The organism is Stappia stellulata DSM 5886, from assembly GCF_000423705.1.
Classification (GTDB): Bacteria; Pseudomonadota; Alphaproteobacteria; order Rhizobiales; family Stappiaceae; genus Stappia; species Stappia stellulata.
The window spans coordinates 415,922-433,797 of sequence record NZ_AUIM01000011.1 but is presented as its reverse complement, the minus strand read 5'-3'; the positions used below and the strand labels follow the sequence as shown (position 1 = coordinate 433,797).

17 protein-coding genes are annotated in these 17,876 nt (G+C 63.9%); 4 read left to right on the top strand and 13 right to left on the bottom strand.

Annotation, left to right across the window (positions count from 1 at the left end):
- Positions 1-2: 2 nt before the first annotated feature.
- The 10 genes from G572_RS0109535 to aptA all read right to left on the bottom strand — a co-directional run bounded on the left by G572_RS0109535 (position 3) and on the right by aptA (position 10,454).
- The gene (locus G572_RS0109535) at positions 3-1,157 is read right to left on the bottom strand and encodes an ABC transporter permease (RefSeq protein WP_051242126.1); all 1,155 of its coding nucleotides are present in this window, start codon (positions 1,155-1,157) and stop codon (positions 3-5) included.
- Entirely contained in the window at positions 1,157-2,026 is an 870-nt protein-coding gene (locus G572_RS0109530; protein WP_245566193.1) for an ABC transporter permease, read from the bottom strand. The genes G572_RS0109535 and G572_RS0109530 overlap by 1 nt, the downstream gene beginning before the upstream one ends.
- Positions 2,027-2,174: 148 nt before the next feature.
- A complete protein-coding gene (locus G572_RS0109525) occupies positions 2,175-2,789 on the bottom strand; it encodes a hypothetical protein (protein WP_029058270.1) in 615 nt (204 codons plus the stop codon).
- The gene (locus G572_RS0109520) at positions 2,786-3,343 is read right to left on the bottom strand and encodes a hypothetical protein (protein WP_037546306.1); all 558 of its coding nucleotides are present in this window, start codon (positions 3,341-3,343) and stop codon (positions 2,786-2,788) included. Before G572_RS0109520 ends, G572_RS0109525 begins: the two co-directional genes overlap by 4 nt.
- Positions 3,333-4,139 (bottom strand): ABC transporter ATP-binding protein, encoded by an 807-nt coding sequence (locus G572_RS0109515; RefSeq protein WP_037546304.1) that lies wholly within the window; start codon positions 4,137-4,139, stop codon positions 3,333-3,335. Before G572_RS0109515 ends, G572_RS0109520 begins: the two co-directional genes overlap by 11 nt.
- Positions 4,140-4,233: 94 nt before the next feature.
- Positions 4,234-5,691: a dihydropyrimidinase gene (hydA, locus tag G572_RS0109510; RefSeq protein WP_029058267.1), complete on the bottom strand. Its 1,458-nt coding sequence runs from the start codon at positions 5,689-5,691 to the stop codon at positions 4,234-4,236.
- A 266-nt stretch (positions 5,692-5,957) separates the two neighbouring features.
- The gene (locus G572_RS0109505) at positions 5,958-7,214 is read right to left on the bottom strand and encodes a Zn-dependent hydrolase (protein ID WP_029058266.1); all 1,257 of its coding nucleotides are present in this window, start codon (positions 7,212-7,214) and stop codon (positions 5,958-5,960) included.
- A gap of 10 nt (positions 7,215-7,224) precedes the next feature.
- Positions 7,225-7,515, bottom strand: a complete 291-nt coding sequence (locus G572_RS0109500) for a cupin domain-containing protein (RefSeq protein WP_245566191.1) — start codon at positions 7,513-7,515, stop codon at positions 7,225-7,227.
- Positions 7,516-7,523: 8 nt separating this feature from the next.
- Complete coding sequence (locus tag G572_RS0109495) at positions 7,524-9,020, bottom strand: CoA-acylating methylmalonate-semialdehyde dehydrogenase (RefSeq protein ID WP_029058264.1); 1,497 nt, start codon at positions 9,018-9,020, stop codon at positions 7,524-7,526.
- A gap of 108 nt (positions 9,021-9,128) precedes the next feature.
- The gene (aptA, locus tag G572_RS0109490; RefSeq protein ID WP_029058263.1) at positions 9,129-10,454 is read right to left on the bottom strand and encodes an omega-aminotransferase AptA; all 1,326 of its coding nucleotides are present in this window, start codon (positions 10,452-10,454) and stop codon (positions 9,129-9,131) included.
- Positions 10,455-10,857: 403 nt separating this feature from the next.
- Here aptA and G572_RS0109485 point away from each other — a divergent pair, with 403 nt between their 5' ends.
- From G572_RS0109485 to G572_RS0109475, 3 genes are all read left to right on the top strand, one after another.
- The gene (locus G572_RS0109485) at positions 10,858-11,541 is read left to right on the top strand and encodes a TetR/AcrR family transcriptional regulator (RefSeq protein WP_029058262.1); all 684 of its coding nucleotides are present in this window, start codon (positions 10,858-10,860) and stop codon (positions 11,539-11,541) included.
- Positions 11,526-12,170, top strand: a complete 645-nt coding sequence (locus tag G572_RS0109480; protein ID WP_156884531.1) for a TetR family transcriptional regulator C-terminal domain-containing protein — start codon at positions 11,526-11,528, stop codon at positions 12,168-12,170. The genes G572_RS0109485 and G572_RS0109480 overlap by 16 nt, the downstream gene beginning before the upstream one ends.
- A gap of 109 nt (positions 12,171-12,279) precedes the next feature.
- Entirely contained in the window at positions 12,280-13,098 is an 819-nt protein-coding gene (locus tag G572_RS0109475; RefSeq protein ID WP_029058260.1) for a lytic murein transglycosylase, read from the top strand.
- A gap of 19 nt (positions 13,099-13,117) precedes the next feature.
- Here the strand turns inward: G572_RS0109475 and G572_RS0109470 are convergent, their stop codons facing one another.
- The 3 genes from G572_RS0109470 to G572_RS0109460 form a co-directional block, all read right to left on the bottom strand.
- Complete coding sequence (locus tag G572_RS0109470; protein WP_029058259.1) at positions 13,118-14,038, bottom strand: DMT family transporter; 921 nt, start codon at positions 14,036-14,038, stop codon at positions 13,118-13,120.
- A 34-nt stretch (positions 14,039-14,072) separates the two neighbouring features.
- Entirely contained in the window at positions 14,073-15,383 is a 1,311-nt protein-coding gene (gene preA / locus G572_RS0109465) for an NAD-dependent dihydropyrimidine dehydrogenase subunit PreA (RefSeq protein WP_029058258.1), read from the bottom strand.
- Positions 15,384-15,452: 69 nt separating this feature from the next.
- Positions 15,453-16,808, bottom strand: coding sequence for an NAD(P)-dependent oxidoreductase (locus tag G572_RS0109460; protein ID WP_051242085.1), 1,356 nt, complete (start codon positions 16,806-16,808; stop codon positions 15,453-15,455).
- A 374-nt stretch (positions 16,809-17,182) separates the two neighbouring features.
- Here G572_RS0109460 and maiA point away from each other — a divergent pair, with 374 nt between their 5' ends.
- On the top strand, positions 17,183-17,830 hold the full coding sequence (maiA, locus tag G572_RS0109455; RefSeq protein ID WP_029058256.1) for a maleylacetoacetate isomerase: 648 nt from the start codon (positions 17,183-17,185) through the stop codon (positions 17,828-17,830).
- Positions 17,831-17,876 lie beyond the last annotated feature (46 nt).

The window sequence follows — 17,876 nt, the reverse complement described above, 5'->3', positions numbered from 1 at the left end:
GGTTATCCCCGGACTGACGGATGCCAGAAGGTGACGACCCGCTCAACGAGCGCCACCAAGCCGTAAAAAAGCGATCCGGCGAGCGCCGCAACGGCAATCGACGCCCAGACCATGTCGATATTCATGCGCCCGACTTCGGTGGAAATGCGGAATCCCATCCCCACGATGGGCGTGCCGAAGAACTCCGCAACAATGGCCCCGATGAGCGCAAGCGTCGAGTTGATTTTCAAGGCATTGAAGATGAAGGGCATGGCCATCGGCAGCCGCATCTTGACCAGTGTCTGGCGGTGGTCTGCCGCATATGTGTGCATCAAATCGTGCTGGATCCGGTCTGCTGCTGCAAGCCCCGTCACCGTGTTCACCAGCATCGGAAAAAACGTCATGATGATCACGACGGCGGCCTTGGACGGCCAGTCGAAGCCGAACCACATCACCATGATTGGCGCCACACCGATGATCGGCAGAGCCGACACCAGATTGCCGATGGGCAGCAGGCCGCGGCGCAGGAAAGGCACCCGGTCGACCAGAATGGCGATCAGGAACCCGGAGGCGCAGCCAATGGCATAGCCGATCAGCACGCCCTTGAGGAACGTCTGCTGGAAGTCCTTCCAAAGGACCTCCGGGGACGCCAGCAGGCGAAGCCAAACCTCCGAGGGCGGCGGAAGCAGAACCCGCGGCACGGCGAACCCGACCACCAGGACCTGCCACAGGATCAGCAGCCAGATGCCGAAGGTCAGCGGGATCGCCAGCGACACCAGTCGCCGCAGCATCGGATCGCGCGGCTCAAGCGCCGCCATTTCCTCCACGCAGAGCCAGGCCATTGCCCAGGCAACCACCACATAGGCCCAGAACCCGGCTCCGGCGTCGCCCGTATGGGGTGTAATCAGTGCGATCAGGGAAAAGGCGAGCGCATAGGAGCCCGCCCCAAGTCCAAGGCATGCATAAACCCGGCCGACCCGGGCAAAGCGGTAGGCCGCAAGAAGAACAATCGCGGCCCCGACGGCAAGCGCCAGCGACGGCGTATCGATCAGATAAAGCTCAAGGCTCTCGCCATCGATCACCGCCAACAGGCTTGCGGCAACCGCGACACCGAGCGCACCGGTCGACAGGATCCGGGCAACGGGGGTCTTCGGGGCTGCGGGCTGTGCAACAGACATCATCGCGCCATTCCCATCCGCTTGAGAACAATTCGCTCGCCAAGCCCGATCAGCGACACAAGACCGGCCGCCAGGATCGCGGCGACGATCAGTGCGGACCAGATCTGGACGGTCTGGCCGTAATAGGACCCGGCGAGCAGGCGCGCGCCGAGACCGGCGACCGCGCCCGTCGGCAATTCACCGACGATGGCGCCGACAAGGCTCGCCGCCACGCCGACCTTCATCGATGCGAAGAGATAGGGGGCGGCCGACGGCAGGCGGAGCTTCCACAGTGTTTGCGACGCGCTCGCCGAATAGGTCTTCATCAGGTCGAGCTGGATGATCTCGGGCGAGCGCAGCCCCTTCACCATGCCGACGGTGACGGGAAAAAACGACAGATAGGTCGAGATCAGTGCCTTGGGCAAAAGCCCGGAAACGCCGATGGCGTTCAGCACCACGATGATCATCGGCGCGATGGCAAGGATGGGGATCGTTTGCGAGGCGATCACCCAGGGCATCAGGCTCTTGTCCAGCACGCGGCTGTGCACGATCCCGATGGCAAGCAAAATGCCGAGCGTCGTGCCCATCAGGAAGCCGAGCAACGTGGAAGAGAGCGTGATCGAGCTGTGATAAACGAGGCTGCGCTTGGAGGTGATCTTCTTCTCGGCCGTTGTCTCCCAGATTTCCACTGCCACCTGATGCGGCGACGGCAGCACGGGACGATCCTGCGCCAACGTGTCGGTCATCAACTGAACGAGGGACACGTCCTCCAGTCCGCCGCGCTTGTAGATATCGCGCTGGAACGGCGTGTTCAGCATAACGGCCGCGAGATACCAGACCGCCAGCAGCGCGGCGACCACGACCAGGACCGGGCCTGCCGTGCCCGACATCAGGCCGGCGAAGGGCGAGCGGACCGGGGGAGAGAGGGTCTCTGACGTCATGTCCACACCTCCGCTCGGGCGTGTGGCGCACCAACCGCCATGCCGGATGTCGACACGGCGCGCTTGCGGGATCGGCCGAGGATTCGGCTGTGCCTCTTCATGCGGGCTCTCCCTGCTGTTTGAGCCAGGTTTCGATTGTTTCCATGAGGACCCCGGCTGCCGCGGGACCGAGCGCGGCCCCCAGATAGACCGTCTCGCCATCATGATCGAAGGCCAGCGCGCCATAGCGACCGAGCGGAATTCCGGCACCGTCTTTCTGAGGGGTTTCCAGATCGCCGGTCGTCATGTTGCGCCGGAGATTCCGGATCAGTGTCGCGTGATAGCGGCGGCTGACGCCGACCCAGGGGAGGATCACCCGTTTCGTCAGGATGCCGTCGCGCAGGATCACCACTTCGCGCCCGACAAGCATCCAAAGAAAGGCCGCAGCGATGGCGACCCATCCACCCGCCCAGACCACGCACCACACACCGATGAACATCGCAAAGACCGCTGGTCCTGCGAGCGTGCCGAGGAAGGCGGAAAACGATACGACGCCGGCAAAGGTCCACGCCGCCAAACAGACCCCCAAAAAGACCACGACCGGACCCGGGCGACGCGAGGGAATATCAATGCGCGTTCCGACATCATCGGAATGGACACACACGCGACCGAGTTGGACCGTGTGTCCCGCCTGCGGCAGGTCATTGCGCGAATCGAGCGACGTCGCGGTCATTCCTCGCGCCCCCGTTCCATCCGATCCAGAAGCGCAGTCCGCACGGCTCCGGCCTGCTCCAGCGTGATGCCGGACACCAGGCGCCGGGATCCGCTGTCGGCGGTCTTGACGTCGAGGCCGTAACCCGGCCAGTCGACCGGCTTGGTCTTGGCCTTGCCGTATTCCGTTTGCCCCATCGAGACGCTCGACACCGCGTCGAGCGGCCATCTGCGCGTCGGCCCGAGCGGCAAGGCGCCGAGGCCAGGGATCACCAGCATCGAGGTTGCCTCGACCTCTCGCCCGAGACACAGCAGGACGGTGCCGAAATTCGACCGCGCAAGTTCGTAGAGCATGTAGCCGAGCAGGGCGGCCATCACGAGCGTCACGATATCGCGATGCGCCATGGCGTAGGTCACCGTCGCAACGGCAAGAATGGCGACCGGGAGGCCGGCCAGCATCGTCGCGAGCGGCTTCTGGTGCGAGACGATGGTGAAACGGTCGACACCGCCGTCGCGCGAGCGCGTCATTTCGGTCGCGCGCCAGCCGATGCGAAACCGCACGGTCTCAGTCATCATAGGAATGCCCCGCCCTGAGACCCTCGCGCACGCGGTGCGCGATCTTCAGGAATTCCGGCGATTCGCGAATGTCGAGCGTGCGGTCGCGCGGCAGATCGCTTTCGATCACGTCGTAGATGCGGCCCGGACGCGGGCACAGCACCACGATCCTGGTCGACAGGAACACGGCCTCCGGAATCGAGTGGGTGACGAAGACCACCGTCTTGTTGGTCTTGTCCCACAGTTTCAAAAGCTGCTCGTTGAGATGGTCGCGGACGATTTCATCCAGCGCGCCGAACGGCTCGTCCATCAGCAGAAGGTCCGGATCGAACGACAGCGCACGGGCAATCGAGGCGCGCTGCTGCATGCCGCCGGAAAGCTGCCAGGGATACTTGCGCTCGAAGCCGGCAAGATTGACCAGCTCCATGTTCCTGGCGATCCGCTCGCTGCGTTCCGCCCGGGACATGCCCATGATCTCAAGCGGCAGGGCGATGTTGTCGGCAATGGTGCGCCAGGGATAGAGCGCCGCCGCCTGAAACACATAGCCATAGGCTCGCTTCAGCCGTGCCTCGTCCGGCGTCATGCCGTTGACCGATATCGATCCGCCGGTCGGTTTCTCCAGATCGGCGATCACGCGCAAAAGCGTGGTCTTGCCGCACCCCGACGGGCCGATGAAGGAGACGAATTCGCCTTCGCCGATATCGAGGTCGATATCGGCGAGCGCGTGGACGGGACCGTCGTTGGTCTCGAAGGTCAGGGAAAGCTTGGCGATGTCGATGACGGAGCGGACCGTCTCTTCCGCTGGCTGAGGTTGCATGTTGGTCGCCTATCCCTCGTTCGGGGCCTTTTGGGTCTAACGTGTCGATGGTCGCGAAAACGGCGGCCTCCCTGAAGGAAGGCCGCCGTCACGATCACACGCCGGTCGCCGGAATGCCGCTGCGTTCAACCTTGCGCGGCGCGGTGAGTTCCTTCCAGGTCGACAGCGCCTTGTTCACCGCCTGGAACGGCGTGCGCTTGACGAACTGGCCGTGGCCCTGCTTCTCGATCACCTTGCCGTCCTCGAAGCCGACACGGCCGCGGGTCAGCGTGAAGCGTGGCAGGCCCTTCACATGCTTGCCCTCGAAGACGTTGTAGTCGATCGCCGAAACCTGGTTGGCAGCCGTGATCGTCTTCTCCTTGGCCGGATCCCAGACAACGATATCCGCATCGGCGCCGACGAGGATCGCCCCCTTTCTCGGATAGATGTTGAGGATCTTGGCGATGTTGGTCGATGTCACAGCGACGAACTCGTTCATCGTCAGCCGGCCGGTGGCGACGCCATGGGTCCACAGCATGGGCATGCGGTCTTCCAGACCGCCGGTGCCGTTCGGGATCTTGGTGAAGTCGCCGACGCCGTAGCGCTTCTGCTCCGTTGAAAAGGCGCAGTGATCGGTGCCGACGACCTGCAGCGTGCCCGCCTGCAGGCCGGCCCAGAGGCTGTCCTGATGCTTCTTGTCGCGGAACGGCGGCGACATCACGCGGCGTGCCGCATGGTCCCAGTCGGGGTGACGGTATTCGCTGTCGTCCAGCGTCAGATGCTGGATCAGCGGCTCGCCGTAGCAGCGAATGCCGTTCTGCTTGGCCCGGCGGATCGCCTCATGCGCCTGTTCCGACGAGGTGTGCACCACGTAGAGCGGCACGCCGGCCATGTCGGCGATCATGATCGCGCGATTGGTGGCCTCGCCCTCGACCTCGGGCGGGCGGGAGTAGGCGTGCGCCTCCGGTCCGGTGTTGCCTTCCGCCAGAAGGCGCGCCGAGAGATCGGCGACAACATCGCCGTTTTCGGCATGGACCATCGGCAGCGCACCGAGGGCCGCGCAGCGCTGGAAGGAGGCGAACATCTCGTCGTCCTCGATCATCAGCGCGCCCTTGTAGGCCATGAAATGCTTGAAGGTGTTGATGCCGCGCTCGTGGACGACGGTCTCCATCTCGTTGAACACCTGCTCGCTCCACCAGGTGATCGCCATGTGGAAGGAGTAGTCGCAATGGGCCATCGTCGACTTGTTGTCCCACATCTGGATGGCTTCCAGCAGGGACTGCTGCGGCGCGGGCAGGCAGAAGTCGACGACCATCGACGTGCCGCCGGCAAGGGCCGCCTTGGTGCCTGAATCGAAATTGTCGGTCGAATAGGTGCCCATGAAGGGCATTTCCAGATGCACATGCGGGTCGATGCCGCCCGGCATGACGTAGCAGCCGGTCGCGTCGAGCGTCTCGTCGCCGGAGAGGTTCGGACCGATCTCGACGATCTTTCCGCCCTCGATCCTGACGTCCGCCTCATAGGTCAGGTCGGCCGTGACGACCGTTCCGCCCTTGATCACTTTGCTGGTCATCTCTGGTCCCCTCTACAGTTCGATCAAGATATTTCTACTCAAGATTGCTGATCTCTCGTTCGTTCCATGGCCATTCGCACCAACGCGAATTCCTGCCCCCTTATTTGCTATAAGAAAAACTGCCGCATCTTCGATTTTCTCAAATTTATGAGCGTATTTATCCTCGTTTGACGGTCTCCCAGACTCAAAACACTTAAAAACTGGCGTAGAATCAGCAGGCCCTTTTATCTTTTTTGCTTTTCGGCCTGTGATCTTACAAAAAATCCTCACTCCGCGATCTCCGCAGCGTCCAGCACCGCGTGTAGCAGCACGTCGGCGCCGGCGGTGGCCCAGTCCTTGGAAATCTCCTCCGCCTCATTGTGCGACAACCCGTCGACGCAGGGACACATGATCATCGACGTCGGCGCGACGCGGTTGATCCAGCAGGCGTCGTGGCCGGCGCCGGAAATGATGTCACGATGCGAGTAGCCGAGCCGTTCGGCCGCGTTGCGCACGGCCTTGACGCAGGTCTCGTCGAATGTGACGGGGTCGAAATGGCCGACAGCTTCGATCTCGACCGCAAGACCCAGCTCCTCGGCGATCTTCGGGGCCCTGGCCTCGAACTCCGCCTTCATGCCGTCGAGCGTGTCCTGGTCGGGCGAGCGGAAGTCGATGGTGAAGACCACCTTGCCCGGAATGACGTTTCGCGAGTTGGGGTGAACGTCGCAATGGCCGATGGCACCGACCGCGCGCGGCTGGTTCTTCATCGCGATCTCGTGCACCAGCTCGGTCATCCGCGCCATTCCGAGACCGGCATTCTTGCGCATCGGCATCGGCGTGGAGCCGGTGTGGCTGTCCTTGCCGGTCACCGTCACCTGCAACCACCACAGCCCCTGGCCGTGGGTGACGACGCCAATGTCCTTTTCCTCCGCCTCCAGGATCGGCCCCTGCTCGATGTGCAATTCGAACATGGCATGGATCTCGTCCTTGCGCGCACCGACCGGCTCGTCGCCGACCCAGCCGATCCGCTTCAGTTCGTCGCCGAATTTCTTGCCGTCCGCGTCGACCCGCTCGTAAGCCCAGTCCTCTTCATGGGTGCCGGCGAAGACGCCCGAGGCGAGCATGGCGGGCGCGAAGCGCGTGCCTTCCTCGTTGGTCCAGTTGACCACCACGATCGGGCGTTTGGTCTTGATGTTGAGGTCGTTGAGCGTGCGGATCAGCTCCAGTCCGCCGAGAACGCCGAGAACGCCGTCGTATTTGCCGCCCGTCGGCTGGGTGTCGAGGTGGGAGCCGACATAGACCGGCTTGGCGTCGGCGTCCGTGCCCTCGCGACGGGCGAACATGTTGCCCATCGTGTCGACACCCATCGACAGGCCGGCCGCGTCGCACCAGGACTGATAGAGCTTGCGGCCCTCGTTGTCGGCGTCCGTCAGCGTCTGGCGGTTGTTACCGCCGGCGACACCCGGACCGATCTTCGCCATCTCCATCAGGCTGTCCCACAGCCGTTCGCCGTCGATGCGGATGTTCTTTCCAGGTGCGCTCATCACGCTTCTCCTAACGCTTGAGTTCGACTTCGACGAAGCTCATCGGAGCATCGCCGCCGTTGACGACATTGTGCTCCACCCCTGCGGGACGCCGATAGGCTGCACCCGCCGGCATCTCCACCCCGCGGCTTTCGCCGCCGGGTTCCTCCAGCAGGAAGTGGCAGTCGGTGACGGGCGTCACGACATAATCCATTTCGTGACGGTGCCAGCCGGTCTCCGCGCCGGGCGCGAAGTCGAAGCGGGTCACGCGCACCCGCTCGTCGTCGACAAGCACCGTTGCTGTGGCGGGAGGACGGGCCATGGCTGCCGTCAATCCATGTTCGGGAAGGTAAAGACCGCACCGTCCTTGATGCCGGCGGGCCAACGGGTCGTCACCGTCTTGAGCCGCGTGTTGAAGCGCACGCCCTCCTCGCCGTAGATCGAGTGATCGCCGAAGAGCGAGCGCTTCCAGCCACCGAAGGAAAAATAGGCGACCGGCACGGGGATCGGCACGTTAATGCCGACCATGCCGACCTCGATGCCGTCGGCGAAGGCGCGTGCGGCATCGCCGTCGCGGGTGAAGATCGCCGTGCCGTTGCCGTATTCATGCTCGTTGATGAGCGACAGCGCCTCCTCGTAGCCCTTGGCGCGCACCACCGAGAGCACCGGACCGAAGATCTCTTCCTTGTAGATCGTCATGTCCTTCGTCACGCGGTCGAACAGCGTACCGCCGACGAAATAGCCGTTCTCATAGCCCTGGAGCTTGAAGCCGCGCCCGTCGACGAGCAGCTCCGCGCCTTCCTTCTCGCCCTGGTCGATATAGCCGAGCACCTTGCGCATGTGCTGTTCGGTGACGACCGGACCCATTTCGGCGTCCTTGTCGGTCGCCGGGCCGATCTTCAGCGCCTGCACGCGCGGAATGAGCTTTTCCACCAGCCGGTCAGCGGTTTCCTCGCCGATGGGAACGGCGACCGAAATCGCCATGCAGCGCTCGCCGGCGGAGCCATAGCCCGCGCCCATCAGCGCGTCGGCCGCCTGATCCATGTCGGCGTCGGGCATCACCACCATGTGGTTCTTCGCCCCGCCCAGCGCCTGGACACGCTTTCCATGCGCCGTGCCGGTCGAATAAACGTATTCGGCGATCGGCGTGGAGCCGACGAAGGAGAGCGCCTTCACGTCCGGATGCGTCAAGAGCACGTCGACAGCTTCCTTGTCGCCATGCACGACATTCAAGACGCCATCGGGAAAGCCGGCCTTCTGGAAGAGGTCATAGACCACCATCACGGCGGAGGGATCGCGCTCCGACGGCTTGAGGACAAAGGTGTTCCCGCAGGCGACCGAGATCGGATACATCCACAAGGGAACCATCGCCGGGAAATTGAACGGCGTGATGCCGGCGACGACGCCGAGCGACTGGCGGTCGGAATAGCTGTCGATGGCAGGTCCGACGTTGCGGGCGAAATCGCCCTTCAGAAGATGCGGAATGCCGCAGGCAAATTCCACCACCTCGATGCCGCGCGCCACTTCGCCCAGCGCATCGTCATGGGTCTTGCCGTGTTCGGCGGAAATCGCACGGGCGATGTCGTCGGCATGCGCCGAGAGCAGCTCCTTGAAGCGGAACATGTAGCGCGCCCGCTTCATCGGCGGGGTGTCGCGCCAGGCCGGGAAGGCCGCCTTCGCGACCGCAATCGCCTCCGCGACCTCGTCGGCGGTGGACAGATGAAGCGTCGCGCTCTGTTCACCGGTCGCGGGATTGTAGATCGCCGCCGTGCGCGTGGAGCGGGATGCGGCGCGGGTGCCGCCGATGGCATTTTCAATGACTGTCATGTTCGGTTCCAGGTCCGTGGCCGGGCGGCGATCGTCGCGCCCCGCCATCGTTTCGTGTCAGCATGTCGCGGTGGCGGCGGAGGCCGGTTGCGGCCTCCCGCACGACCGCTAGTCCAGGGCTTCCAGAACGGTGCGGATGGTGTCGACCAACTGGTCGATCTCGCTCTTCTCGATGATCAGCGGCGGCGACAGCGCGATGATGTCGCCGGTGGTGCGGATCAAAACCCCGGCCTCATAGGCGTTGAGGAAGGCGGAAAAGGCCCGCTTCGTCGGCTCGCCCGCCATCGGTTCCAGCTCGATCGCGCCAATCAGGCCGATGTTGCGGATGTCGATGACGTGGCGCGCGCCTTTCAGCGAATGGAGCGCGTCGGCCCAATAGTCCTCAAGCTCGGCGGCGCGGGTCAGAAGCCCCTCTTCCTCGTAGGTGTCGAGGGTGCCGAGCGCCGCCGCGCAGGCGACCGGGTGGCCAGAGTAGGTGTAGCCGTGGAAGAACTCGATGAGGTGCTCGGGCCCGGTCATGAAGGCCTGGTGCACGTCGCTGGAGCAGAACACCGCGCCCATCGGAATGACGCCGTTGGTTATGCCCTTAGCGGTGGTGACGAGATCCGGCACCACGCCGAAATGATCGACCGCGAAGGGCGAGCCCAGCCGCCCGAAGCCGGTGATCACTTCGTCGAAGATCAACAGGATGCCATGCTGGTCGCAGATTTCGCGCAGCCGCTTGAGATAGCCCTTCGGCGGGATCAGCACCCCCGTGGAGCCGGCCACCGGCTCGACGATCACAGCGGCGATTGTCGAGGGATCGTGCAACTGCACCAGCCGGATCAGCTCCTCGGCGTATTCCGCGCCATTCTCCGGCTGGCCGCGCGAGAAGGCATTGCGCTCGATGTCGTGGGTGTGGCGAATGTGGTCGACGCCCCCCAGAAGCGTGCCGAACATCTTGCGGTTGGCGACGATGCCGCCGACGGAAATACCGCCGAAATTGACGCCGTGATAGCCGCGCTCGCGGCCGATCAGCCGGGTGCGCGATCCCTCGCCGCGAACCCGGTGATAGGCGAGCGCCATCTTCAGGGCGGTTTCCACGGACTCGGAGCCGGAATTGGTGAAGAACACATGATCGAGCGGCGAGGGCATAAGCGCGGAAAGACGCGCTGCCAGCTCGAAGGCATGGGGATGGCCCATCTGGAAAGCCGGCGCATAATCGAGCTCGGCGACCTGACGCTGAACGGCCTCGGTGATCCTGGGCCGCGCGTGGCCGGCGTTGCAGCACCACAGACCGGCCGTGCCATCCAGCACCTGACGGCCATCTGCGGTCTTGTAGTACATGCCCTCCGCACCGACGAAGAGACGCGGGTTCTTCTTGAACTGACGGTTTGCCGTGAACGGCATCCAGAAGGCGTCGAGATTGTTGCTGGTCAGCGCCGGCTGCGACATGGGTCCTCCGATCGCCCGCGTTAATCGTTCCCGGCGGGCGCCCTGTTGTCTGTGATGCGATCGGCTACGCGGCGCGCCCGAGTTAAACGTCGGACGTGTGTTGCCGCCTGGTGCCGGCATCAAGCCTAGCACCGCCTATCGTTCCCCGTCTTCCCGCGCGTCGCGAACTTGCACAGCATGACAGCTTGCGTTCCGCACAGGCAGCTCCCGCACCGAAGCGCGAGGGCTGAAATCTGGAAGGTCGCGGCCGTCGGTCTTGTTGTTTTGTGCCAACGGTCCGTCGCATGTTATCCATTGCGTCAGGCCCAAAAACCTGACCAAATGGTCAAAATGAGCCTAGGAAGGCTTGACCACATGGTCAAGATCAATTTTGGCTGTTGTGCCGAATTGGCGATCAGGGACAATGCGCGCCAGGGACAAGACACAAAAAAGCGCCGTTCGCGAAGAGAACGAACGCGCGATCCTCAAGGCGGCCGAGGAGGTCTTCGCCGAACGCGGCTTCCGGGGCGCGACAACCGGCGTGATCGCCGACCGCGCCGGCATTCCCAAGGCGAACCTTCATTATTATTTCCCGACCAAGGAAGCGCTCTATCGCCGCGTCGTGGAGCATATCTTCAATGTCTGGCTCGATGCGGCCAACACCTTCGACGAGAGCGACGATCCGGTCGAGGCGCTGACCTCCTATATCTCGGCGAAGATGGACATCTCACGTGCGCATCCGATGGGCTCGAAGGTCTGGGCAAACGAAATCCTGCACAAGGCGCCGGTGATCCAGGACTATCTGGAGACCACCCTGCGCGACTGGACAGCCTCGCGCGCCGCTGTCATCGACCGATGGATTGCGGAGGGCAAGATCGCGCCGGTCAACGCGCAGTATCTGCTCTACATGATCTGGGCCACCACCCAGCATTACGCCGACTTCAATCACCAGGTCGACACACTGAACGGGGGCTTGCCCCTGAATGAGGCGCAGTTCGAAGAGGCGAAACGTACCGTGACCGGCATCATCCTCGCCGGCATCGGCGCCATCCCGCCCACGGCTGTCGGGCCGGACGCGAGCGCCCAACCCGCATGCGCGGACGCATGAGCGTGGAAGAGCAACCGCGTCGCACGCGCATTCAGGAGAAAAACCGGGCCCGCATCCTGGACGCCGCGCTTGGGACCTTTGCCCGCTTCGGATACCGCGGCACCCGTGTCGACCAGATCGCCAGCGACGCCGGCATGTCGAAGTCGAACCTCCTTTATTACTTCGGCTCCAAGTCGGAGATCTACAAGGCGGTCCTCGCCGGCCTGCTGGATCGCTGGCTCGCCCCCTTGCGCACGCTCGATCCCGACGGCGACCCGCGCCGCGAACTCACCGCCTATATCGAACAGAAGCTTCGCTTCTCCGCCAACGAGCCCGAGGCCTCGCGCCTGTTTGCCAATGAGGTGATGCAAGGCGCGCCGATGATCCGGGACGTGCTGGAAGGCCCGCTCAAGGCGCTCGTCGAGGAAAAGGCCGAGGTGTTGCGCCACTGGGCGAGCGCCGGAAAGATCCGCGATGTCGACCCCCATCACCTGATCTTCCTGATCTGGGCAACGACCCAGCATTACGCCGACTTCGCCCCGCAGATCGAGGCGCTGACCGGATCCGGCATTCACGACGACAGGTTCCGCAAGGGGGCGCTGGAAACCCTGACGACGCTTCTCTTCGAGGGCCTTCTGCCGCGCGCTTGATCTCGAGACAGGGCAGGGTATCCTCATGCCTTACGTCGCGTCGAAAGGGCGTGACGCCCCCTGAAGCGCGCACGCCGGAATGCGGAGCGCAACACTTGCGAGGATACCGATGCGTGGTTCCAAATTGCTCATCGCCGGTGCTTTGTGTCTCGGCCTTTCCCTTGGTGCGTCCGACGCCCGGGCCGCATCCTGCGGGAACACGGCAGCAGGCTTCCCGGCCTGGCTTGCCGATTTCCAGCGACAGGCGGCGGCGTCGGGAGTTTCGTCGAGAACGGTGAAGGCCGCCCTTGGCGGCTTGCGTTACAACGCCAAGGTCATCCGCCGCGACCGGAACCAGAAATCCTTCAAGCTGAGCTTCAAGCAGTTCCTGGCCCGTCGTGCGCCGCCAAGCACCATCGCCATCGGCCGCAAGCGGCTGCGCCAGCACGCGGTCGTGCTGGACCGGGTCGAGCGCAAATACGGCGTGCCGAAGGAAGTCATCGTCTCGATCTGGGGGCTGGAGTCCGGTTTCGGCCGCTTCATGGGCGACATTCCCATCTTTTCCTCGCTGGCGACGCTTGCCTATGATTGCCGGCGGTCGAAGTTCTTCACCAACGAGCTGATGAGCGCGCTTCGCATTGCCGACCGCGGCGCCATGCGCATTCGCGACATGAAGGGCGCCTGGGCCGGCGAAATCGGCCAGACGCAATTTCTGGCGTCCAGCTACGAGCGCTATGCGGTCGATTTCGACGGTGACGGCCGGCCCAACCTGATCCGCAGCAAACCGGATGTCTTTGCCTCGACGGCGAACTTCCTGCGTCGGCACGGGTGGCGCAAGGGCGCCGACTGGTCGCCGGGAACCGCGAATTACGGGGTGCTTCGCGACTGGAACCGCGCGGAGGTCTACCGCAAGACCATCGCCTATATGGCAACGCAGCTGCGCAACTGACCCGCACCATACGGCGCGGTCAGCCCCTGCGCTGTGTATCGCGCTGCAGGATCAACGTCGCCACCGCCGTGACCGCGACGCCGGTGAGCGTCAGCATCCCGGGCCAGGGCGCGCCCAGCGCCAGCGTCTCGAACAAGACGAAGGACGGCAGCAGATACGTGTAGGCCATCACCGGGCCCGACGGCAGGCGCAGGCTGGCGTATGTGGCGAAGAAGAAACTGGATGCGGTCGGAAAGACCGCCAGATAGGCGACCCCGATGAAGGCACGGGGCGGAACGTCCGCCCAGTTCGTGTGCAGCAGGTCTTCGTGGCCATAGGCGACAAGCATGACCGCACCACAGGTCAGGATCCAGAAGTTGAAAACCTCCAGCGGCTCCCCCCGGTTCAAGAGGCGCATCAAGGGCGAATAAAAGGCGTAGGAAATCACCCCGAAGAGAAAAATCGTCTCTCCGGTCCCGATCTCGAAGCGCAGGAGCCGGTTGAGGTCCGCACCATAGAGCACCAGAAGGGCGCCGGCTGCGCCGATTGCGAGGCAGGCAATCTGCCGTCTCGATGACCGCTGCCGCAGCAAGACGAAGCCGGCAATTGCCGTGAACGCCGGCAAGAGCGTGAAGACGGCGCCCGCATTGAGCGCGCTGGTGTAGCGCAGCGCCTCGAACATCGTCACGAAGAAGATGTTCAGCACGATGGCAATAAGAACATAGACCGGGAAGCGCGACAGTTTCGGCCGCTGCCACAGGCCCTTGTAAGTGGCGATTGCAGCGAAGATCGATGCCGCCAGACAAAAGCGCAAAGCGGTCAAAACCGCCGGAGCGAGATCTCCGGTAATGGCATGACCGACCGGAAAGGACGTCGAGACGAGAAACACGAAACCGAGCATCGCCAGATGGGCGCGCCCGGTTCCGCTTGCCGGTCCCGCATTGTCGGCGGAGACGCTCATCGAACGCTCCGCCGATCCGGTGCCATCGACCAGCTCACTCGGCGGCTTCCATCACCCGGTTCGGATTGTTCGGATGCGTGGTCCAATTGGCGTAATCCGGCTCGATCTTCTTGCCGGTCCGCGGATCCGTGCCTTCGGTCATCTGAACCATGGAGATGCAATCCTCCACCGGACAGACCGAAACGCACAGATTGCAGCCGACGCATTCCTCGTCGATCACCTCGAAATGACGCAAGCCGTCCTTCATCGACGTGATGGCCTGATGCGAGGTGTCCTCGCAGGCGATATGACAGCGACCGCACTGGATGCAGGCGTCCTGGTCGATCTGGGCCTTCACGACATAATTGAGGTTGAGCCTCTGCCAGTCCGTCACGTTGGGCACGGCCCGACCGACAACCTCGTCGACGCTGGTGTAGCCCTTCTCATCCATCCAGTCGCTCAGACCGTCCTTCATCTCCTCGACAATCTTGAAGCCGTAGGTCATCGCTGCCGTGCAGACCTGCACGGTGCCGGCGCCCAGCGCCATGAACTCGGCCGCATCCTTCCAGGTGGTCACCCCGCCGATGCCGGAGATCGGCACGCCGTGGGTTTCCGGATCACGGGCGATTTCCGCCACCATGTTGAGCGCGATCGGCTTGACCGCCGGACCGCAATAGCCGCCATGCGCGCCGCGTCCGTCGATGGTGGGTTCGGGCGCCATCTGGTCGAGGTCGACCGAAACGATGGAGTTGATCGTGTTGATCAGCGACACGGCGTCCGCGCCGCCGGCCTTCGCCGCCTGGGCGGGCTTGCGGATGTCGGTGATGTTCGGCGTCAGCTTGACGATGACCGGCATGCGGCTGTGCTGCTTGCACCAGCGGGTCACCATCTCGATGTATTCAGGCACCTGGCCGACGGCCGACCCCATGCCGCGTTCCGACATGCCGTGCGGACAGCCGAAGTTCAGCTCGATGCCGTCGGCTCCGGTATCCTCGACCTTTTTGAGAATGTCGATCCAGCTCTGCTCCTCGCAGGGCACCATCAGCGACACGACCATCGCCCGATCCGGCCAATCGCGCTTGACTTGCTTGATCTCGCGCAGGTTGACCTCGAGCGGCCGGTCGGTGATCAGCTCGATGTTGTTGAAGCCGATCAGGTTGCGGTCGCGTCCGTGAATCGCGCCGTAGCGCGGGCCGTTGACGTTGACCACCGCCGGGTCCTCGCCCAGCGTCTTCCAGACAACGCCACCCCAGCCCGCCTTGAAGGCGCGCACGACGTTGTATTCCTTGTCGGTCGGCGGCGCGGAGGCCAGCCAGAACGGGTTCGGCGACTTGATGCCGATGAAGTTTGTGCTGAGATCAGCCATTTCGTGATCCTCCCCACGGGGTCTTGCCCGCGGTTGAACAATGAGGGTTGCGCGCGCGATGCTTGTCCGTCAAGCGCTCAGCGCAGCATGAATGGAGCGGGCCGCGATCTTGCCGTCCTCGACGGCGGCGACCGTCAGGTCCTCGCCCTCGGCGATGCAATCTCCCCCGGCCCAGACGCCGGACAGCGAGGTTCGACGCTCCGCGTCGACACCAAGCCTGCCACCATCGAGCGACAGGACCTCGGCTCCGCCGAGCGCATCGGGCACGAAGGTCTGGCCGATGGCCTTGAAAACCTGGTCCGCTTCGAGCGTCACGGTCTCGCCGGTGCCGCCAAGACGTGTGGCGTCATCCTGCGCAGTGCGCTCCAGTTCAATGCCGCAGACATGCCCGCCTTCGCCAAGGAGACGTTTGGGCTGCAACCATTCGCGGATCACGACGCCGTTGGTCAGGGCGACTTCCTGCTCGTAGGCGCTCGCCTTCATCGCATCGCGGTCACGCCGGTAGGCGATGGTGACCTCTTCCGCGCCGAGACGCTTGATCTGGACCGCAATGTCGATCGCCGTCATACCGCCGCCGATTACCACCACCTTGCGGCCGACAGGCAGGCGCGACAGGTCGCTCGCCTGGCGAAGTTCCGCAATATAGGAGACCGCGTCGATCACACCGGTCAGGCTTTCGCCGTCGGTCCGAAGGGCGTTGACGCCGGGCAGGCCCATGCCGAGAAACACGGCGTCGAAATTCTCGCGCAGACCGTCGAGCGTGATGTCACGGCCAAGCGCCTTGCCGCACTGAACGTCGATGCCGCCGATGGCGAGCACGAAATCGACCTCCGTCTGGGCGAAGTCATCGGTCGTCTTGTAGGCCGCAATGCCGTATTCGTTGAGGCCACCGAGCTTTTCGCGGGCATCGAAGACGGTGACGTCGTGGCCCTCGCGCGCAAGGCCGTGCGCACAGCTCAGCCCGGCCGGGCCACCGCCGACGACGGCGACCTTCTTGCCCGTCGACGCCGCGCGCACGTAAGGATGCCGGTCCGGGCGCTCGAGATAGACATCGGTGGCATGGCGCTGCAACAGCCCGATCTGGACCGGCTTGTCTTCCGCCAGATTGCGGACACAGGCTTCCTCGCAGAGCGTTTCCGTCGGGCAGACGCGGGCGCACATGCCACCCAGGATATTTTCCGCGAAGATCGTCTTGGCCGACCCGATCGGGTTTCCGGTCGAGATCTGACGGATAAATTTGGGGATGTCGATCGAGGTCGGACAGGCGATCGTGCAGGGCGCGTCGTAGCAGAAGTAACAGCGATCCGCCTCCACGCTGGCCTCATGCGGTCCGAGCGGCGGATGCAGATCGTCGAAATTCTCGAGATAGTCATCAGGCGAGAGGCGGCCCGTGCGGATGTCGGGCCCCGGGAGTGCGTCAGCCATGGCTGCACCTTATGCGAAGGCCGGGGCCGCGAACGGTCCTCCGGCGCAGTGTTCTCCTCAAGAAGCCGACGCCGCGACGCATTTCGCGTTCTTCAGGTGCCGGCCAGGCGATTGCACGCGGCGCATCTCTCGTTGGGCGGAGACACGTCCACACCCGATATTGGAGCCGAATTTTGACCAAATAGTCAAATTTTTTGTCGCACAGACGTCGCGCGCCGGCTTGAAACATGCCCAAGCCCATGATTTCGGACGGATTTCCGGCAAGGGGTTCCCGTTGTGTCCTCTTGGCCTCACCGCATGCACATGCCATACGCTTTCGGGAAGGATCATTTCGGCGGCCCGCCAAACGGCCCGCCATCACAGGAGGACATCTCGTGACCCGACCCGTGCTCTTCGACTACTGGCGTTCCTCGGCAAGCTACCGGGTGCGGATCGCGCTCAACCTTCTCGGGGTCGAGCATGACACGATGGCCGTCGACCTGCTGAAGGGCGCGCAGCGGGACGCGGACAACCGGGCCCGCAATCCGCAAGGCCTGGTGCCGTCTCTGGAAATCGACGGCGCCGTCCTGACGCAGTCGCTCGCGATCATCGAATATCTGCACGAAACGCGGGAGGGAAGTTCCCTGCTTCCCGCCACGCCGCTCGAGCGGCAGCGCGTCAGGACGATTTCCAATGCGATCGCAATGGAGATCCACCCGGTCTGCAATCTCAATGTCGTCGCCCACGCGGTGAAGCTCATGGGCGGGGGGGACGCGGAAAAAATCGACTGGATGCAAACCTTCATTGCCAAAGGGCTGACCGCGGTCGAGACAATGCTCGCAGACGGCAAGTCCGGCACCTTCTGCCACGGCAACACCCCGACGATGGCAGACCTGTGCCTCGTCCCGCAGCTCTACAATGCCCGGCGCTGGGGCGTCGACCTGACGGCCATGCCGCGCATTGTCGAGATCGATGCCGCTTGCAACCAGATCGAAGCCTTCGCAGCCGCGCATCCCGATCGGATCGGGGCCCCGGCGGCGTAACGCGATGAGGCTGGATGGTCTCGCGCCGAGACGCTAGGCTCGATCC

Bases quoted from the DNA above. Each gene is read 5' to 3' on its own strand.
- G572_RS0109515 (WP_037546304.1), bottom strand. From the start codon at position 4,139: ATGCAACCTCAGCCAGCGGAAGAGACGGTCCGCTCCGTCATCGACATC.
- G572_RS0109495 (WP_029058264.1), bottom strand. From the start codon at position 9,020: ATGACAGTCATTGAAAATGCCATCGGCGGCACCCGCGCCGCATCCCGC.
- G572_RS0109475 (WP_029058260.1), top strand. From the start codon at position 12,280: ATGCGTGGTTCCAAATTGCTCATCGCCGGTGCTTTGTGTCTCGGCCTT.
- G572_RS0109470 (WP_029058259.1), bottom strand. From the start codon at position 14,038: ATGAGCGTCTCCGCCGACAATGCGGGACCGGCAAGCGGAACCGGGCGC.
- G572_RS0109530 (WP_245566193.1), bottom strand. From the start codon at position 2,026: ATGTCGGGCACGGCAGGCCCGGTCCTGGTCGTGGTCGCCGCGCTGCTG.
- G572_RS0109535 (WP_051242126.1), bottom strand. From the start codon at position 1,157: ATGTCTGTTGCACAGCCCGCAGCCCCGAAGACCCCCGTTGCCCGGATC.
- hydA (WP_029058267.1), bottom strand. From the start codon at position 5,691: ATGACCAGCAAAGTGATCAAGGGCGGAACGGTCGTCACGGCCGACCTG.
- G572_RS0109520 (WP_037546306.1), bottom strand. From the start codon at position 3,343: ATGATGACTGAGACCGTGCGGTTTCGCATCGGCTGGCGCGCGACCGAA.
- G572_RS0109485 (WP_029058262.1), top strand. From the start codon at position 10,858: ATGCGCGCCAGGGACAAGACACAAAAAAGCGCCGTTCGCGAAGAGAAC.
- G572_RS0109480 (WP_156884531.1), top strand. From the start codon at position 11,526: ATGCGCGGACGCATGAGCGTGGAAGAGCAACCGCGTCGCACGCGCATT.
- G572_RS0109505 (WP_029058266.1), bottom strand. From the start codon at position 7,214: ATGAGCGCACCTGGAAAGAACATCCGCATCGACGGCGAACGGCTGTGG.
- G572_RS0109460 (WP_051242085.1), bottom strand. From the start codon at position 16,808: ATGGCTGACGCACTCCCGGGGCCCGACATCCGCACGGGCCGCCTCTCG.
- preA (WP_029058258.1), bottom strand. From the start codon at position 15,383: ATGGCTGATCTCAGCACAAACTTCATCGGCATCAAGTCGCCGAACCCG.
- G572_RS0109500 (WP_245566191.1), bottom strand. From the start codon at position 7,515: ATGGCCCGTCCTCCCGCCACAGCAACGGTGCTTGTCGACGACGAGCGG.
- G572_RS0109525 (WP_029058270.1), bottom strand. From the start codon at position 2,789: ATGACCGCGACGTCGCTCGATTCGCGCAATGACCTGCCGCAGGCGGGA.
- aptA (WP_029058263.1), bottom strand. From the start codon at position 10,454: ATGTCGCAGCCGGCGCTGACCAGCAACAATCTCGACGCCTTCTGGATG.